This window comes from Novosphingobium sp. BL-S-32 (assembly GCF_056857055.1).
This window is the reverse complement of the sequence record NZ_CM166476.1, coordinates 2,678,673-2,695,164: the sequence shown is the minus strand read 5'-3', so window position 1 is coordinate 2,695,164 and position 16,492 is coordinate 2,678,673. Positions and strand designations below refer to the sequence as shown.

The 16,492-nt window shown below is 66.8% G+C and carries 16 protein-coding genes; 3 read left to right on the top strand and 13 right to left on the bottom strand.

Features of this window, described 5'->3' with window-relative positions:
- Genes AC1VVK_RS12745 through motA form a run of 8 tightly spaced genes read right to left on the bottom strand, consistent with a single transcriptional unit; the run spans position 1 to position 6,604 of the window.
- A complete protein-coding gene (locus AC1VVK_RS12745; RefSeq protein ID WP_207904713.1) occupies positions 1-390 on the bottom strand; it encodes a response regulator in 390 nt (129 codons plus the stop codon).
- Positions 391-404: 14 nt separating this feature from the next.
- On the bottom strand, positions 405-1,457 hold the full coding sequence (locus tag AC1VVK_RS12740) for a protein-glutamate methylesterase/protein-glutamine glutaminase (RefSeq protein ID WP_132388732.1): 1,053 nt from the start codon (positions 1,455-1,457) through the stop codon (positions 405-407).
- Positions 1,454-2,332, bottom strand: a complete 879-nt coding sequence (locus AC1VVK_RS12735) for a CheR family methyltransferase (RefSeq protein ID WP_482903284.1) — start codon at positions 2,330-2,332, stop codon at positions 1,454-1,456. Before AC1VVK_RS12735 ends, AC1VVK_RS12740 begins: the two co-directional genes overlap by 4 nt.
- Positions 2,329-2,820 (bottom strand): chemotaxis protein CheW, encoded by a 492-nt coding sequence (locus AC1VVK_RS12730; protein ID WP_132388730.1) that lies wholly within the window; start codon positions 2,818-2,820, stop codon positions 2,329-2,331. The genes AC1VVK_RS12735 and AC1VVK_RS12730 overlap by 4 nt, the downstream gene beginning before the upstream one ends.
- The gene (locus AC1VVK_RS12725) at positions 2,817-5,069 is read right to left on the bottom strand and encodes a chemotaxis protein CheA (protein WP_482903283.1); all 2,253 of its coding nucleotides are present in this window, start codon (positions 5,067-5,069) and stop codon (positions 2,817-2,819) included. Before AC1VVK_RS12725 ends, AC1VVK_RS12730 begins: the two co-directional genes overlap by 4 nt.
- Entirely contained in the window at positions 5,066-5,431 is a 366-nt protein-coding gene (locus AC1VVK_RS12720; RefSeq protein WP_132388726.1) for a response regulator, read from the bottom strand. The genes AC1VVK_RS12725 and AC1VVK_RS12720 overlap by 4 nt, the downstream gene beginning before the upstream one ends.
- Positions 5,428-5,736 (bottom strand): STAS domain-containing protein, encoded by a 309-nt coding sequence (locus AC1VVK_RS12715; protein ID WP_482903282.1) that lies wholly within the window; start codon positions 5,734-5,736, stop codon positions 5,428-5,430. The genes AC1VVK_RS12720 and AC1VVK_RS12715 overlap by 4 nt, the downstream gene beginning before the upstream one ends.
- Positions 5,720-6,604 carry a flagellar motor stator protein MotA gene (gene motA / locus AC1VVK_RS12710; protein ID WP_482903281.1) on the bottom strand — a complete coding sequence of 295 codons (885 nt, stop codon included), beginning with the start codon at positions 6,602-6,604 and terminating at the stop codon, positions 5,720-5,722. Before motA ends, AC1VVK_RS12715 begins: the two co-directional genes overlap by 17 nt.
- A 190-nt stretch (positions 6,605-6,794) precedes the next feature.
- Here motA and flaF point away from each other — a divergent pair, with 190 nt between their 5' ends.
- The 3 genes from flaF (at position 6,795) to AC1VVK_RS12695 (ending at position 10,878) form a co-directional block, all read left to right on the top strand.
- Complete coding sequence (flaF, locus tag AC1VVK_RS12705) at positions 6,795-7,175, top strand: flagellar biosynthesis regulator FlaF (RefSeq protein WP_482903280.1); 381 nt, start codon at positions 6,795-6,797, stop codon at positions 7,173-7,175.
- 374 nt (positions 7,176-7,549) lie between these two features.
- Complete coding sequence (locus tag AC1VVK_RS12700) at positions 7,550-10,261, top strand: PAS domain S-box protein (RefSeq protein ID WP_482903279.1); 2,712 nt, start codon at positions 7,550-7,552, stop codon at positions 10,259-10,261.
- A complete protein-coding gene (locus tag AC1VVK_RS12695) occupies positions 10,258-10,878 on the top strand; it encodes a response regulator transcription factor (protein WP_482903278.1) in 621 nt (206 codons plus the stop codon). Before AC1VVK_RS12700 ends, AC1VVK_RS12695 begins: the two co-directional genes overlap by 4 nt.
- 36 nt (positions 10,879-10,914) lie before the next feature.
- Here AC1VVK_RS12695 and AC1VVK_RS12690 read toward each other — a convergent pair whose 3' ends face one another.
- The 5 genes from AC1VVK_RS12690 to fliI form a co-directional block, all read right to left on the bottom strand.
- Positions 10,915-12,375 carry an alginate export family protein gene (locus AC1VVK_RS12690; protein ID WP_482903277.1) on the bottom strand — a complete coding sequence of 487 codons (1,461 nt, stop codon included), beginning with the start codon at positions 12,373-12,375 and terminating at the stop codon, positions 10,915-10,917.
- 233 nt (positions 12,376-12,608) lie between these two features.
- The gene (locus AC1VVK_RS12685; protein WP_132388712.1) at positions 12,609-13,505 is read right to left on the bottom strand and encodes a sigma-70 family RNA polymerase sigma factor; all 897 of its coding nucleotides are present in this window, start codon (positions 13,503-13,505) and stop codon (positions 12,609-12,611) included.
- A gap of 178 nt (positions 13,506-13,683) precedes the next feature.
- Positions 13,684-14,724 carry a peptidoglycan-binding protein gene (locus tag AC1VVK_RS12680; RefSeq protein ID WP_482903276.1) on the bottom strand — a complete coding sequence of 347 codons (1,041 nt, stop codon included), beginning with the start codon at positions 14,722-14,724 and terminating at the stop codon, positions 13,684-13,686.
- A complete protein-coding gene (locus tag AC1VVK_RS12675) occupies positions 14,721-15,170 on the bottom strand; it encodes a hypothetical protein (protein WP_132388711.1) in 450 nt (149 codons plus the stop codon). The genes AC1VVK_RS12680 and AC1VVK_RS12675 overlap by 4 nt, the downstream gene beginning before the upstream one ends.
- Positions 15,154-16,491 carry a flagellar protein export ATPase FliI gene (gene fliI / locus AC1VVK_RS12670; RefSeq protein WP_482903275.1) on the bottom strand — a complete coding sequence of 446 codons (1,338 nt, stop codon included), beginning with the start codon at positions 16,489-16,491 and terminating at the stop codon, positions 15,154-15,156. The genes AC1VVK_RS12675 and fliI overlap by 17 nt, the downstream gene beginning before the upstream one ends.
- Between the last annotated feature and the right edge of the window lies 1 nt (position 16,492).

The following is a 16,492-nucleotide window of genomic DNA, read 5'->3' as shown; positions in this document are numbered from 1 at the left end:
TCAGACGAGCTCACCGAAGACGCGCTCGATCTTCTCCTTCAGCGCAGCGGGCGCGAAAGGCTTGACCACGTAGTTGTTGACGCCCAGCGCGGCGGCCTTCTGGACGACCTCCTTGTCGGCCGAGCCGGTGAGCATGATGAACACGGTCTTGCCGATCACCGGATCGTTACGCACCGCCTCGAGGAATTCGAGGCCGTCCATGTCCGGCATGTTGTAGTCCGAGATGACGAGATGCACGCGGTCCGATTTGATTGCCGCCAGCGCCTCGCCCGCCCCGGCCTTGTCACGAATGTCCTTGAAACCCAGATCCTGCAATGCGCGGCGGATCATCGCGCGCATGCTTGTCTGGTCGTCGACCACCATTACCTTGATTGCAGCCGCTGCCGGCATGTGACGCGCTCCATTTACCTTCGGCACGCCGCGAGGATAGCCTCGGGCATTGCCGACAAATTCACTTCCTTCTCAACCGCGCCCCGCTCGAAAGCGGCACGCGGCATCCCGTAGACCACGCAGGTCTCGCGGCTCTGGCCGAGCGTGCGGGCACCTCCGGCACGCATCGCCGAAAGCCCCTCGGCCCCGTCCGCGCCCATGCCGGTGAGGATGACCCCCACCGCCCGCGAGCCGAGCCGGGCAACCGAATTGAACAGCACGTCCACCGAGGGCCGATGGCCGCCGACGGGGTCCGACGCGACCAGTCGCACGTGGCCGCTGGTCCCGCCGACCAATTCCATGTGATGGCTGCCGCCGGGCGCGAGGTAGACTGTCCCGCGCTTCAACGGCATGCCGTCCTTGGCCTCCACCACGGTCACCCGCGCCTCGCGGTCGAGCCGCGCGGCGAAGCCACCGGTGAAGATCGCGGGCATGTGCTGGACCACCAGCACCGGCGGGCAATCGACCGGCAGGGCGCCGATGATCGTGAACAGGGCCTCGACGCCGCCGGTGGAGGCGCCGATGGCGATTACCACGTCGCGCATGGGACCGGCCGCAGGCGCCGGATTGGCCGGGACCACGCGCCCCGGAACCGGGCGGGCCACGGCCGCACGCACCGAAGAGCGCGCGGCGGTCTTGACCATCTTGCGCAGCAGCGCGCCATCCTGGGCGATTTCCAGCGGGTTGCCCGAAGGCTTGGCGATGCAGTCCACCGCGCCGAGGCGCAGCGCCTCGATCGTCGCTTCGGTACCGCGCGCGGTCAGCGTCGAGCACATGACCACCGGCATCGGCCGCAGGCGCATGATCCGTTCAAGGAACGAAAGCCCGTCCATCCCCGGCATCTCGACATCGAGCGTGACGACATCGGGGTTGAGCGCCTTGATCATCTCGCGCGCGGCGTGCGGTTCGGGGGCCTGCCCCACCACCTCGATCATCGGATCGTGGTTGAGCAGCTTGGTCAGCAGCGCGCGCATCGCCGCGCTGTCATCGACGACGACGACGCGGACTTTGTCGGTTGTTTCGGTCATGCCGCCCCCGCGCCGTCGATGCGGGCATAGGCGGTCTGCGCAACCGGCTTCATGCGGGTGGCGGCAGGGCCGATCAGGCGTTCGGAATGACCGATGTAGAGCATGCCGCCCGGCACCAGCATGTCGACGAGACGCGCCTCCAGCTCGGCCTTGGCGGTATCGTCGAAGTAGATCATCACGTTGCGGCAGAAGATCACGTCGTACTTCTGGCGCATCGGCCAGGTGTCGAAGAGATTGAGCACGCGGGCCGCCACCAGCTTGCGCAGCGGCTCGGCAACGGTGTTGTAGCCGGCGCCCGCCGGGCGCAGCCAACGCTGGCGATAGGCGGCCGGGATCGGCTCCACCGCCGCGTCGGGATAGGTCGCCAGCGTCACCGCCTCGACCACCGGGGGCGAGATGTCGGTGGCGAGCAGACGCACATCGCCCTGCTCCAGCCAGGCCGCACCCGCAGGCGTATCGCCCGCCAGGCACATGGCGATCGAATAGACTTCCTCGCCGCTCGAACAGCCTGCCGACCAGATCCGCACTTTCTCGCCGCGCCGCGCGCGTTCCTGCAACTGCGGCACCACGGCCGAGCGCAAGTGATCGAAGTGATGGACTTCGCGGAAGAAGTGCGTGTGGTTGGTGGTCAGCGCCACGACCATGGCATGACGCTCGGTCGCATCGCGCTGCACCAGCGAAACATAGTCGGCGAAGCTGGTCAGCCCGTGCTCGCGCAGACGGCGGCTAAGGCGCGAATGCACCAGCGTCGTCTTGGCTTCGACAAGATGGATGCGTGCCTCGCGCTGCATGATCGCGGCGATCTCGTGGAACTGCGCGGGGCGCAGCTCCGCGTTCGCCGCGAGCGTGCCCGCAGAAGCAGTGCCGGTGCTCACGCAGCCAGTTCCGGGATATGACGCGTCAGGCTCAGCGCTTCGAGGTCGAGCAGCAGGCACATCGCTTCCGGGTTCGACGCGTCCGAGGTGCGGCGCTCGATCTTGACGAGACCGGCGATAGCGCTCTGGTCATTGACCTCTGTATCGGGCGCGGGCTGAATCTCGCTGCCCTTGATCGAGACGATGTCCTGCACTTCGTCCACCAGGAAGCCGGCATTGCGGCCGCCGATGGTGACGACCAGCACGCACGAGCGCGAGTGCAGCACGCTGGGCTCCCAACCCAGACGTTCGGACAGGCCGACGATCGGGATCACCGAACCGCGCAGGTTGGCGACGCCCAGCACATAGGACGGCACGCTGGGCAGCGGGGTCGGTTCTTCCCATTCGCGGATCTCGATCAGCGAGGCCATCTCGATCCCGAACAGCTGGTTGCCCAGCGTGAACGTGACGATCTTGCGTTCGTCGTTTGCAATCGCTTCGGTGCTCATGCCGCCAGTCCTTTCAGTACATATTTGGAAAAGCCGCCGCCGGGCACGACAAGCGCGTCGACATCGAGGATCAGCGCGATGGCGCCGTCACCCAGGATGGTCGCGCCGCCGAGGCCGCGGATCGGGTGGAGGTTGTCCTCCAGGCTCTTGATGACCACCTCGCGGCGGTTGTCGATCGTGTCGACCATCAGCCCGACATGGCCCGCCGTGTCGCTTTCGACGATGATGACGAGCGAGTCCTCGGGCGCCCGCTGCGAGCGCAGGCCGAACATCTCGCCCACGCGCCGCACCGGCAAGTACTGGCCGCGCAGCTCGATCACTTCGGACGTCGGCGACGTCGCCTGGACCTGGCCCGGCTCGGGCTGCACGGTCTCGATCACATTGGCCAGCGGCAGCACGAAGCGCTGTTCGCCAAGCCGCACGATCATGCCGTCGAGAATGGCGAGCGTCAGCGGCAGCGCCATCGAGAAGGTCGTGCCCTCGCCCGGCACCGAATTGATTTCCAGTCGGCCGCCCAGCGACTCGACGTTCGAGCGCACCACGTCCATGCCAACGCCGCGACCCGAGATGTTCGAGATCGTCTCGGCGGTGGAGAAGCCCGGCGCGCAGATCAGGCCATCGATTTCCTCGTCGGAAAGCTGGGCGTCGGCGGTGATGATGCCGCGCTCGATCGCCTTGGCGCGTACGCGCTCGCGGTTGATGCCGCGCCCGTCGTCACGCACCCGCACGATGATGCGGCCGCCCTTCTGCTCGGCAGAGAGATGGATCGTGCCCTCGGCCGGCTTGCCGGCGGCCTCGCGCTCCTCGGGGCCCTCGATGCCATGGTCCACGGCATTGCGGATCATGTGGGTGAGCGGATCGCCGATCTTCTCGATCACGCCCTTGTCGACTTCGGTCATCTCGCCGGTGGTTTCGAGCTGAACGCGCTTGCCGGTCTCTGCCATCAGGTCGCGCAGCATGCGCGGCACGCGGGAGAACGCCTGCTTAATCGGCTGCGCGCGCAGCGACATGACGTTGTCCTGGATCTGGCGGATCAGGCGCGAAAGCTCGGGCAGCTCGACGCGCTCCTGATCGGCGGGCGGCAGACGGTCCGAAAGGATCGAGCTGCGGATCACCAGTTCGCCGACGAGATTGAGCAGTTGGTCCAGCTTGCCGAGATCGACGCGGATCGACTGCGCCACCTCGACGCCACCGGACTTGGCTTCCGGCTTGGGCGCCTCCGCCTTCGGGGCGGCGACCGCAGGCCGGGGCGCCTCGACCGGCGCGGCAACGGCGACCGGCGCGGGGGTCGGGACAGGTTCGGCGAGAACCGGCTCCGCCTCGAACGATACCGGTTCGAACGGGATCGGCTCGAACGGCAATTCCTCGAACGCCGCGACGCCCGGCTCGGCGCCACCGACAACGGTGTCTTCCGCGCGCACAACTTCGATCAGCGAGTCCGGTGCAACGAAGTCAAAGCAGTCGCGAATGTCGCGCTCGTCCACGCTGGCGGGAACCGTCAGCGTCCAGACGAAGTAGCTGTCCTCGGGATCGAGTTCGGCAAGCGGCGGCAGGGCCTCGCTGTCGACGGCGGTCACTTCGCCGCCCATCGATTCCAGCTCGCGGATCACCAGCAGCGGTTCGCCGCCATTGGCCATGGCCGCGCGCGAGGGACCGAAGCGGACCGTCCAGCCCGCCGGTTCGGCAGCCTCGGGCGCATCGAAATCGTCGAGAGCAACGGCCACCGGCTCGAAACCGAAGGGATCGAAATCGGCATCCAGATCGATGATCGGCGCCGCGACCGGGACGAAGCCGAACTCGTCCTCCGCTGCCGCAACGGGCTCGGGCGCGACAGGCTCCGGTTCCGGCTGGGCGGCCGGCGCACCGCCGCCCGCGAGAATGGCGTCCAGCTGCTCCAGCATCAGCCCGTCGTCCGGCGTATCGCCACCGGTCTGCGCGGCGGAAACGTGGTCCGACAGGATATCGAATGCGCCCAGCAGGCACTGCGTCACTTCGGGCGTCGGCGCGATGCGGCCGGCGCGCACTTCGTCCAGCACGTTCTCGAAACGATGCGAGAAGCCGAGCAGCGCGGTGTGCCCGAACGCGCCCGAGCCACCCTTGATCGAGTGGACGGCGCGGAACACGCCGGCGATCACGCCCGCCGAGGTATCGCCGGCGGCCATGGCGGAAAGGCCTTCCTCGGCCACCGCTAGACCCTCGACGCACTCCTCGAAGAAGATCGCCTGGATTTCGTCGAGTTCGTCGCTCACGGGCAGACGCGGCGGATCGCCGCTCCCAGACGGTCGGCGTCGAACGGCTTGGTGATCCAGCCGGTGGCCCCGGCCTCACGGGCGCGGGTCTTCTTCTCGTCCGAGAACTCGGTCGAGAGCACCAGGATCGGCGTGCCCTTGAACTCGTTGGTCTTGCGCACGGCCTCGATCAGTTCGAAACCGTCCATCTTGGGCATGTTGATGTCGGTGATCAGCAGGTCCGGCTTCACCTCGTGCATGCGCTCCAGCCCGTGCTCGCCGTCATTGGCGCTCTCGATGCGGAAGCCCTGCGCGCTCAGCGATGCCTTCAGCAGCATGCGGATCGTGGCGGAATCGTCGACAGTCAGGATGAGTTTGCTCACGCGGGAAATTCCTCTTCAACGAGCCCCAGCGGCGCCGCCAGTCCGCAAGCGCGGACGCGGTCGACAAAGGGCTGGCTGGGATTGACGATGGCGAACGGGCGACCCGTCGCATCCGCCTCGTTCCGGGCGGCGAGAAGTAGCTGGAGCACGGCCTGCCCCACGGATTCCACGTTCGCGGCATCGATCTCGATGGCGCCGATGGTGGCAACCAGACGGTCGCGCAGTTCCTCGGCCGTCACGGTCGAAGCGTGAGTAGGCAGTGCGAGCGGCCCTTCGCCGCTCGTGCCTTCAGGCAGGCTTGGCATTGAGCTGGTCCTTCACTTCGTCGAGCGCCGCTTCAAGCTGGGTGAACGAGGGCGCGTAAGGCGAGGGGGTCATGCGGCGGGCGAGTTCGATGGCGACTTCGGTGGGCTGCCCCTGCGCGTGGCCGATGATCGCGGTCTTGACGATCATGTAGGGCTTGAAGTCGGAATCGATGACCTGCTGGAGCTTCTGCGCGATCGGGCCGACCAGGCAGTAGGCGAGCAACACGCCCAGGAACGTACCGACCAGCGCGCCGCCGATCATCGCGCCCAGAATCTCGGTGGGCTGGTCGATCGAGCTCATCGTCTTGATGACGCCGAGAACGGCGGCGACGATGCCGAGCGCGGGCAGGCCGTCGGCCATCATCTGGAGCGAGTGCTGCGGCAGCATTTCCTCATGATGATGGCGCTCGATATCGTGCTCCATCGCTTCGGCCAGCTGGTGCGGGTCCTCGAAGTTGACGGTCATCATGCGCAAGTAGTCGCAGGTGAACTCGATCAGCCCGGCATCGATCAGCAGGCGCGGATAGCGCTGGAAGATGCTGCTCTCGGCCGGCTCATCCAGATGGCGCTCGATCGCATTGGCGCCTTCCTTGCGGAACGTGGCGAGCAGCGTGAACAGCAGCGTCAGCAGGTCGCGGAAGTCGCCCTCGCTCCAGTGCGAGCCCTTGAATACGCGCAGCACGCCCTTCCAGGCCTTCTTGACCGTTTCGAGCGAGTTTCCAAGGATGAAGGCGCCGATCGCGGCACCCGCGATCGCCATCATTTCGTGCGGCAGGGCATGGAAGATGACCATGATGTTACCGCCCGACATCAGGAAGCTGCCGAAGACGCACAGCAGAATGACGACAAGGCCGATGGCGTTGAGCATGAATGGGTCCGCGAATGATGAATGGCCGAAGCCTTGCCGTGATTATAGGAAGAAGTTCACACTCCCCGGATGCGGCACGCGGGTTTTTGAAGGACGAGGGGCGACAGACCACGCCGCACGACCGTCCGCCGCGATTTCGTCCTATATTGATGGGCGCGCATCGGCGCGGACGACATTCGCTGGAGCCACCATGTCAATCAATGCCTATCGCCGCGTGCAGGAAGTCGCCGCCTCGCCGCGCAGCACCGAGTACCGGCTGATGACCCAGATCACTTCCGAGATGATCGCGGCGCGCGACGCCGGGCTCAGGGGCGCCAAGCTCATGCCCGCCTTGCACCGCAACCGCATGGTCTGGGGCACGTTCGCAAATATCTGTGCGATACCGGGAAATCGCCTTCCGGACGATCTGCGGGCAACGATCATTTCCATTGGCCTGTGGGTGAGCAGATACACCTCGGACGTGATGGCCGGACGCGATGAAATCGACGACCTGATCGACGTCAACCGCGCCATTCTCAACGGTCTTTCCAACGAGAACGGCGTGGTCGGCCAGGGCCTACCGCCGGTCTAAGCCCATCCGGATTCGGCCCGCGCGGGCCCCACAAGAATTCTGGCCCCCGAATTCTGGCCAGCGAATTCTGGCCGGGATTTCGCGGCATCCGCGTGTGCCCCAAAATGCGCTTCATCGCATTTTTGAAAAACTCTTCAGGAAATATCCGGAAAATACCGGTTTCGGGAAACCGAATATCAACCGGTTATCCGCAAACCGGGCCGCATGTCGCGCCCGGCCCCTTCCCCGTCTATTTACAAACCCGCGCGACGCGATAATGCGGCCCTCGCCTTGGAGCCTGAGATTCTAGGCGGAAACAGCGGACCCGGATGCAGGAACTGAATCCTCCTCCGCCGCGCTGGAGCGGGTCGCCTCCTGCCACGTTGGCACCGGCTGTGCCTGCCCTTGTCGCGGTGGCGCAAATCATCGGCATGGTCGTTCTGATGGGCTGGTTCTCGGGGAACCTCAGCCTGACGGGACAGCCCGCCACCGGCTATCTCATGCAGCCGCTTACCGCGGTATCCTGCATGGCGATCGGCATGGCCGTGTGGGCAACCGCGCGCGGCAGGCGTAGTGCTGCCCTTGTCATTCTGCTGCTTCCCATGCTCGTCGGCGTGATCGCGCTGGTCGAAGAGGCCTGCGGACGCGCGCTCGGGATAGACACGCTGCTGTTTCCCGATGCCGTCGCCGCGCAGCTTCGTCCGTCGCCGGGCCGGCCGGGCGTACTGCCCGCCATCGCCCTGCTGCTGCTCAGCCTTGCCACGTTCTCGGTCGCCTCGCCGCGCCAGATAATGCGCCGCGCGACCGTGACATTCGCCTGCGTCTCCATCGCAATCGCGGCGATTTCCGGCAGCCTCCTGCCCACCGGCGTCAGCCGGCCGGACGAAGCGACCCGCCATGCGCTGATGTCGGTGCCGACGATGCTTTCGGTCTGCCTGCTGGCCATCGCCATCGTGCTGATGCGCCGCGAATATGCCTGGCCGCGCAAACCGGCTTGCGGGTTCGGCGCCTCCACGCTGCAATGGACGCTGGCGCTGTCGGTCATCCTGCCGGTCGCCTCGGCGCTCACCCACTTCTGGGCCCACAAGCATACCGCGCTCGCGCCCGAGGCGGTGGTGATCTTCCTGGCGGCGCTGCAAGTGACGGCCTCCTGCGCGGTGATCGCCTGGGCGTGGCTGCGCATCGGCCGCGAGAGCAGCGCGCGCTGGGCCATCGATGCCGCGCTCGATTCCGCCCCTATCGCCATCACCGACCTCGAAGGGCGCGTGCTGCGCTGGTCGGACGGTTGCACGCGGCTTTACGGCTGGACCGCCGAACAGGCCATCGGGCTCAACAAGCACGAACTGACCGGCGCGGTGAAAGTCACCGGGCGCGACTACCTGCGCACGCACCCCGCCGCGCTGCAGGAGACTGAGCTGACCGAACTGCGCAGCGACGGCACCCGCCTGCGCGTGTTCGAGACTCGCCAGATCGTGCAGCCGCGCAGCGACCTGCCGCCGATGATGGTGCTCTCGATGACCGACGTCACCGCTCGCCAGCAGGCCGAACAGGCCATGCTGGCGAGCGAGGCCCGCCTGTCACTGGCCGTCGACCTCCACGGCCTCGGCATTTTCGAATGGTCCAGCGATACGGACCGGTTCTGCTTCCACGGCCAGGCGGAAACGCTGTTCGGGCTTGTTCCAGGTGCTTTCACGGGCGGGATGGAGCAGTGGCGCGCGCATCTGGGCGATGCGTTCACGCGCGAAGTTGCGCCGCCCGACACGTGGCAGCCCGGCCGCTACGCCTTCCGCCTCCAGTCGCGCCGCCCCGACCAGCCGCATGTCATCGAGGGCACCGTGCTGGTCCACCGCGACTCCGGCTCCGGCGGCATCGGCGTGATCGGCATCGTGATGGATTCGACCGAGCGCGAGCAGCGCGCCGAAATGCTGGAATCGCGCGAATCCGAACTGCGCTCGATCCTTGAAACCGTGCCCGAGGCGATGATTACCATCGACGAGCACGGCCATGTCCGCAGCTTCTCCGCCACGGCCGAGGCGCTGTTCGGCTACGCCGCGCACGAAGTTCTGGGCGAGGACGTACGCGTTGTGCTGCCGCAGTACTTCCAGCCGATCGCCGAAGTCGAACCGCCTTCCGGACCGGGCGCCGGTGCGGACAAAATGCAGCAGCCACCCACTCGCGCGCCCGCCCAGCCCAGTGCGGCCGAGCGCTGGCAGGGCCGCCCGACGCGCACGCGCATTACCGCCGGGCTGGATCGCTCGGGCAATCAGGTTCCCGTAGAACTCGCCGTGGGCGCCGCCAATGTCGGTAACGAGCAGATCTCGATCGCCTTCGTGCGCAACTTGCGCGAGCAACTCGATACCGAGGCACGCATTCACGAACTGCGCGAACAGTTCCTCCACGCCTCGCGCGTCAGCGCCATGGGCGAGATGGGCGCGGAACTGGCGCACGAGTTGAACCAGCCGCTCACCGCCACCTCGAACTTCCTTGGCGCCATCGAACTGCAATTGCAGCGCGACTGGCGCCCGGACCAGCTCCGCCGCCTGCTGCGCCTCGCCAGCCAGGAAGTGCTCCGCGCGGGCGACATCATCCGCCGCATGCGCGCCTTCGTCTCCAAGGGCGAACTCGACATCCGCGCCGAGCCGCTCGACGATGTGATTGCCGATACGCTCCAGCTTGCCCGCTCGCGCAGCCGGGCGCCCGGGGTGCTGCTCGAATACCGGCCTTGCGGCACCTCGCCGCTGATCCTGGCGGACCGCATCCATGTCCAGCAGGTCTTGGTGAACCTCATCAACAATGCGTTCGACGCGCTTGAGGCGCACGACGTCTCCACCCCCGCCGTGACCATTACCACGCTCACACCGGGCGAGGGCCAGATCATGATCCGCGTCATCGACAACGGGCCCGGTTTCCCCGAACAGGTCATCAACCGCCCGTTCGAGGCATTCAGCTCGACCAAGGCCAATGGCATGGGCCTAGGCCTCTCGATCTGCCGCCGTATCGTCGAGACGCATGGCGGCAGCCTGTCGCTCCGCAACATCGAAGGCGGCGGCGCGGCCATCGAATTTACGCTGCCGACGTATTGCGAGCAGGAGTTGAAGGCCGGATGACCGTGCGCCGGATCTATATCGTCGACGACGACTATGCAGTGCGGACTTCGCTGGAGTACCTGCTCTCGCTGATCGTCGACAGCCGCATCATGTGCTTTGAATCGGGCGACGCGTTTCTGGAGGCAGCGCCCTCGCTCGAACCGGGATGCCTGCTGCTGGACCTGCACATGCCCGGCACGCCCGGCCTCCAGGTTCTCTCGGCCATCGGCGATGCGCCCGCGCGTTTCGTGCCGATCGTGCTCACCGGAGAAGGCGACGTTTCAGTCGCGGTGCAGGCGATGAAGTTCGGCGCTGCCGACTTTATCGAGAAGCCCTGCGACCACCTCAAGCTGATCGCTGCGCTGGAATCCGCCTTTTCGCATCAGGCCGCCTCGCGCGCCGCCGCGCAGCGCAAGGAGCAGGCGATTGCCATGCTCGAACAACTTTCGCCGCGTGAGCACGACGTGCTGATGGGATTGATCGATGGGCAGTCGAACAAGGTGATCGCGCACGATCTCGACATCAGCCCGCGCACGGTGGAGATCTATCGCGCCAAGCTGATGGAAAAGCTCGGCGTGCGCAGCCTGTCCGAAGCGCTGCGCATTGCCTTTTCGGCCGGACTGGTCCCGATGGATTGAGGTCCGGCCCGCAACGGACCGGACCTCACACCGTCCTCAAAAATCGAAATACATGTCGAAGTAGCCGTACTTCGTATCGCCCGTCTGCGGCGCATTGGGCGCTTCGGTCAGGAACCGGCCCTTGTCGAGATAGGCCACGCCGGTATCGAAATGCAGCACGTTGGGCACCAGCGTACGGCGATAGCGCAGTTCGAACTGGTTACCCGCGAACCGGCCGCTGTCACCCTTGCCATCCTTGACGCTGGTCGAGGCGAAGCTGTCCGTGCGCGAGGCAAGCCACAGCGCGCGGTACATGAACATCACGTCCGACTTCTTGTCCGGCTTGGCTTCCGCGCGCACGCCGCCCGACAGCAGGTTGGAGCGCCCGACCGGGCCATAGAGCCCCGTCGGCCCGAAGTCGAAGCGGCGCGCGCCGTAGAGCGTGTCGAAACGGTTATAGCTCTTCGACCCGGCCTGATCGCCGCTGGCAATATCGAAATCGAGCGAGAGGCGCGGCTGCCAGCTGCTCTTGAAGGTCTGCCCGGCCTCGGCATGGATCATGTAGGCCGAGACGCTCACGTCCTTCATGTCGCTGGCAGCCGTGGTCAGACGGGTCGAGCCCATCTGGTAGGCGCCTTCCAGATCCCAGTCGACCTGCCCCGCCTTGGGCTTGCGATAGAGGCGCATGCCGGGGGTGAAGAGGTGGCGGTTCTTGGTCAACACATCGGGGCTGTCCCGCTCGTCCAGGCCGAAACCGTAGACTTCCATGACGCCGCCGAAGATCCCGGCCTTGGTGAGATGCGCGCCCCAGAGTTGCAGGTCGGTGCTCTCCCGGTCCCACACCACCTTGTTGTCGCGAATGCCGTCGGCATCGTCGGGCAGGCGCTGCTGCGGCATCGACCAGAGCGCGATCAGCTGGTCGCCCTTGCTGTCCTTCCACACGAAGTTCACGCCGGTATAGGCATTGGTGGAGTTGCGGAACTGCTGCCGGGCGACAAGGCGGCGAGAACCGATGTTCATGGTGAAGCGTCCGGCAATCAGCCTGGCCTCGCTTTTGTCGCCAGTCTTGAAATCGAGCCCGACATAGGCCTGCACCAGCTCCATCGCATTGACTTCGGTGGTGCCGGCCGAGGAATCGTGGTGCTGGCCATAGGCGCGCGCATCCCACAATTCGCCGCCGATGCGGAAGGGACCACCGTCGTAGTCGACCAGCAGCGTGGTCTTCAGCGAGAACATCACGTCGTCCTGAGCCTTGTCCGGCCGGAACTGCCCGTCGATCCCCTCGACACGCGCACGCACGCCGCCGGTGATGGTAAGGCCGTCGGGCCCGCCGACCGCCTGCTTCAGCAGGCCGTCATCGGCATGCGCGGTGCCGGACAATCCGGCCAGCAGCGCCGCCGCGCCGATCAAAGTCCCTGTTCCTTGCGCGATACGGCGTGCGGCACGCGCAGCCACAACAGGAACGGTCGCCTGGGTTGTCCCGTGGGCGAGGGCCTGACGGCCCGATAGACGGTTCATGGTCTTGGAAAGCTCCCTCACTGGCTTCCGGCGCCCTGCTGTTTGCAGGGTTACGCCGGGCTAACCACAATCTAGCACCGATTGGGCGCCAAGTGCGCGGGCCTTCGTTAAAATTCGGCGGGGCGAAGCGGCATCTGCACAAACGATTGGGGAGGAGGCACGCAAGGCACCTCCTCCCCAATCGTTTGTGCAGATGCCTGCGATCGGGCGGGCCCGTCGCCCCGACCGGCAGATCAGTGCGCGCAGAGCAGGCGCCCGTATTCCGCCATCATCGCGAAGCGGGGATCGAGCCCGGCCAGTTCGCACATCGTGCGCGCGGCGCGCTTGGCGATCTGGCGCGCGCGCTCGCGCAGCAGACCGGATTCGTCCTCGAAGATGTCGCCGGGAACGAGGTCGAACAACCGGTTCTCCACCACCATGCGGTTGTGGAGCAGGCGCTCTTCCAGCTCGGCGAGATCGGCGGGATCGATCGGCGCATTCTCGGCGCGCCAGACGCGGCGGGCCTGACGCTCACCGGAACCCTCCGCGGCCTCGGCCTCCTCCGTGCCCTTGCGGGCCTTCTTCGGACGGGCCTGACGGCGCAGACGATCGACGCCCAGCTTGCGCAAATGCTCGATATAACTGTCGGTAAGAGAGAGCATGGCCTCGCGCGCCAGATAGTCCGACGCGGCCGCCTCGGTGCGGCCCAGTGCTTCCTCGTCCTCGATGGAGGCAACGATCGAGATTTCCTCGCCGTCCTCGCCGCTGCCGATCGCGTCGAGCGAGACGGTCACCGCCTCCACCTTCTTCGCCGAAGGGCGCTGGTCGGTCATCAGGCGAAAGCGCAGGCTCTGAAGCTCGCCCCGGATCTGCCAGTTCACGAACGTCGTGAACTGCGCCTTTTCCGGATCGTAGGCCTGGATCGCACGGTGAACGGCGATGGCGCAGGCCTGCTCGGCATCGTCCCAATGGGCGGTGAGGCCGTACTGGCGGATGAAGTGGCGGATGCGCGGTGCAATCAAGCGCAGGATATGCGCGAAAGCACGATCCACTCCGGCGCGTTGCCGTGCGGACGGTGCCTCCCCTTCAGGCGCTGTATTGGCCTTCACGCTGGCCACTGCGGATTCCAGTGCAATAGTGATCTTAGACACGTTGAGCCCCCAAGCACGGGACGGTGCTGCACCCCTGCGGCAACCGTCCGTCAACCAGTCAATCGGTGCTCAATGTCTTAACGCGTCATCAATCCTATAACAAGAAATCTTTTATCCTATATTTTCTCAAAATTAAGCACTAGCCCCGAGGCCCTCGGCCAGTCGCTCAAAATGCCCGTCAGGCCGCGAAATTTGCTGGTTTTATAGTGCGTCCGACATAATCGAGCAGCCACGAACGGTGCGCCGCGACGGCGCTTCCGGCGGCGGCAATGCGGCGGCTGGCCTGCGCCGCGCCGATCTGGGCGTCCAGCAAACGGCGCGCACGGTCGGGATCGAGACTGCCGGTCAGGAAGCGCACCGCGTCGCCGCGGCCGAGGTGATGGCCGATATAGGCAGCCTTGGCAATGTCCTCGACGCCCTCGCCGATGCGCACCCCGGCGCGGCGCAAACCGTCGAGATTGGCGCGCGCATAGTCGGCAGTGGTCTCGATCGCCGCTTGCGGATCGTAGCGCAGCGACAGCAACTCCGCACGGGCATCACCGCGCACATGGCCGCGATCGTCCAGCCAGCCATTGGCGCGGGCGGTGGCGTGCAGCCAGGTGCCTTCGCGCTCGGCCTCGCCCTCCCAGGTGCCCGAGAGAAACTGGCCGAGGCCCGCCGCGCTCGAACGCGGATTGCGGGAATAGGGCAGCCAGCGGCCGTCACCGTCCTTGGCCGCCTCGGCATGGACGATGGTGGCGAGCACCGGCGCCGGCAGCCCGGTGCGCGACGCCGCCGCGCTGAGCGTGGGCGCATAGCGTGCATTGGGGCCGTGGCCGAGCGACAGCGTGCTGCCGTCGTCGTCACCACCCTCGCCCGAGCCGTTCCGGCGCCTGCCATTGCCGCCGCCCTCGCCCAGATCGTCGCCCTGCTGCGGCATTGGCACGGTGCCCGCGAAAGGCCCTTGCGGTGCGGTCTTACCGTCCCCCTCCAGCAGGCCGATCAGCGCCTCAAGACTCATCGGCATGCCGTGCCGGTCGGTCGGACGCGTCTTGTCGCCATCGGCATCGCTGCCCTGCGAACCACCATCGCCCAGCGCGGCGCGCCAGAGCCGGTCGGACATTTCGCTGCGGGCCTGTGCGTAGATCAGCCGCGCCTTGCTGGCCGGATCGAGCGCGCGCACTTGCGCCGCCGCCTGCCCGGCCGCATGCGGAGAAGGTCCGGCAACCGGATCGCTCATGTCCGCTGTCCGTCGCGCATGGCGCGCTGGGCCTTGAGGAAGGCGACTGCGGCAAGATCGTCGATACCGGCCTGCTCGGCGCTGGCCTGAACGCGCTCGGCTTCCTGCCGGAAGGCGTCGGCAGCGCTTTCGATGGTGCGGAAGGTGCCGAAAGCCTCGACCGCTTCCGAACGCAGGGTTTCCAGCCGGGTGCTGAGTTCGGCCTGAAGGCTGGTGAGCTGGCGCCGCTCGTCCCGCTTGCGGGCGAAATAGCCGTGCGAGGGAATGCCGAGGCCTTCGCTCATGTCGGTGCCCGCCAGATCGGCCTCGCGGCGCACGGCGGCGCTGGCCTCGGCCTGCGCCTGCTCGACGGCGGCCAGCACGCCCGCTTCGCGGCTGATGGCGACGCTCATCTCATCGATCTCACGCTGCTGCACGCGCAGCGCGGCATCATACGGTGTTTTCATCGGAGCCCTCCATGATCGCCGCGAGCGCCGCGAAGCTCTCTTCGGCATGGCCGCGTTCGTTCTTGCCCTGCTTGAGCAGGTCCTCGATCCGCGGCGCCAGCGCGACCGCGCGGTCCACCACCTCACTCGATCCGGCGCGATAGGCGCCCAGGCGGACCATCTCTTCCATGTCGCGATAGGTCGAAAGCTCGCGTCGCGCGGCAAGGCGCAAGTGGTTCTCGTTCTCTCCCAGCGCGTGCGGCAGGGTGCGCGAGACCGACTTCAACACGTCGATCGCCGGATAGCGGCCGCGCTCGGCGATCTGGCGGGTAATGACCACGTGCCCGTCGAGAATGCCGCGCACGGCGTCGGCCACCGGCTCGTTGTGATCGTCGCCGTCGACCAGCACGGTGAACAGGCCGGTGATCGCCCCCTGCCCCGGCAGCCCCGGCCCGGCGCGCTCCAGCAGGCGCGGCAGTTCGGCGAAGACGGTAGGGGTGTACCCCTTGGTGGCGGGCGGCTCGCCGCTGGCCAGGCCGATCTCGCGCTGCGCCATGGCGAAGCGGGTGACCGAGTCCATCAGGCACAGCACATTGAGCCCCTGATCGCGGAAATGCTCGGCCACGCTGAGCGTGGTCCACGCCGCCTGACGGCGCATCAGCGCGGGTTCGTCCGAGGTGGCGACGACGACGACACTGCGTGCGAGGCCTTCCTCGCCCAGATCGTCCTGCACGAATTCCTGCACTTCGCGGCCGCGTTCGCCGATCAGGCCGATCACCGCCACGTCGCACTCGGTCCAGCGTGCCAGCATCGAGAGCAGGACGGACTTGCCGACGCCCGATCCCGCGAACAGGCCAAGCCGCTGCCCCTTGCAGAGCGGCGCGAAGATATCGAGCGCACGCACCCCGGTCGACACGCAAGTCCCCACCCGCGCGCGGGATGAGGCCGGCGGCGGCGAGGCCTTGATCTTGCGCAGGATCGCGCCTTGCGCCAGCGGGCCCTTGTCGTCCACCGGGCGGCCGAGCCCGTCGATCATGCGCCCGAGCCACTCGCCCGAGGGGCGCAGCGCGAACTGGCTGGCGGAAAGATTGGCCTTTGCGCCCGAGGCGATGCCCTGCGGATCAATGAACGGCAGGCAATGGGCAATGCCGCGATCGAGCCCGGTCACTTCCGCCTCGACGCCGCCGCCCGGTGCCTGCAACGTCACGCGTGAGCCGATCTGCGCGGCTCCGGCAAGGCCCTCGACCTCGATCAGCGCCCCGCGCACCGCCACAACCCGGCCATGACGCTGGTCGGGCGTGAGCAGGCGCAAGCCGGCAGCGGCAGCAGCAAGACTGGCCATG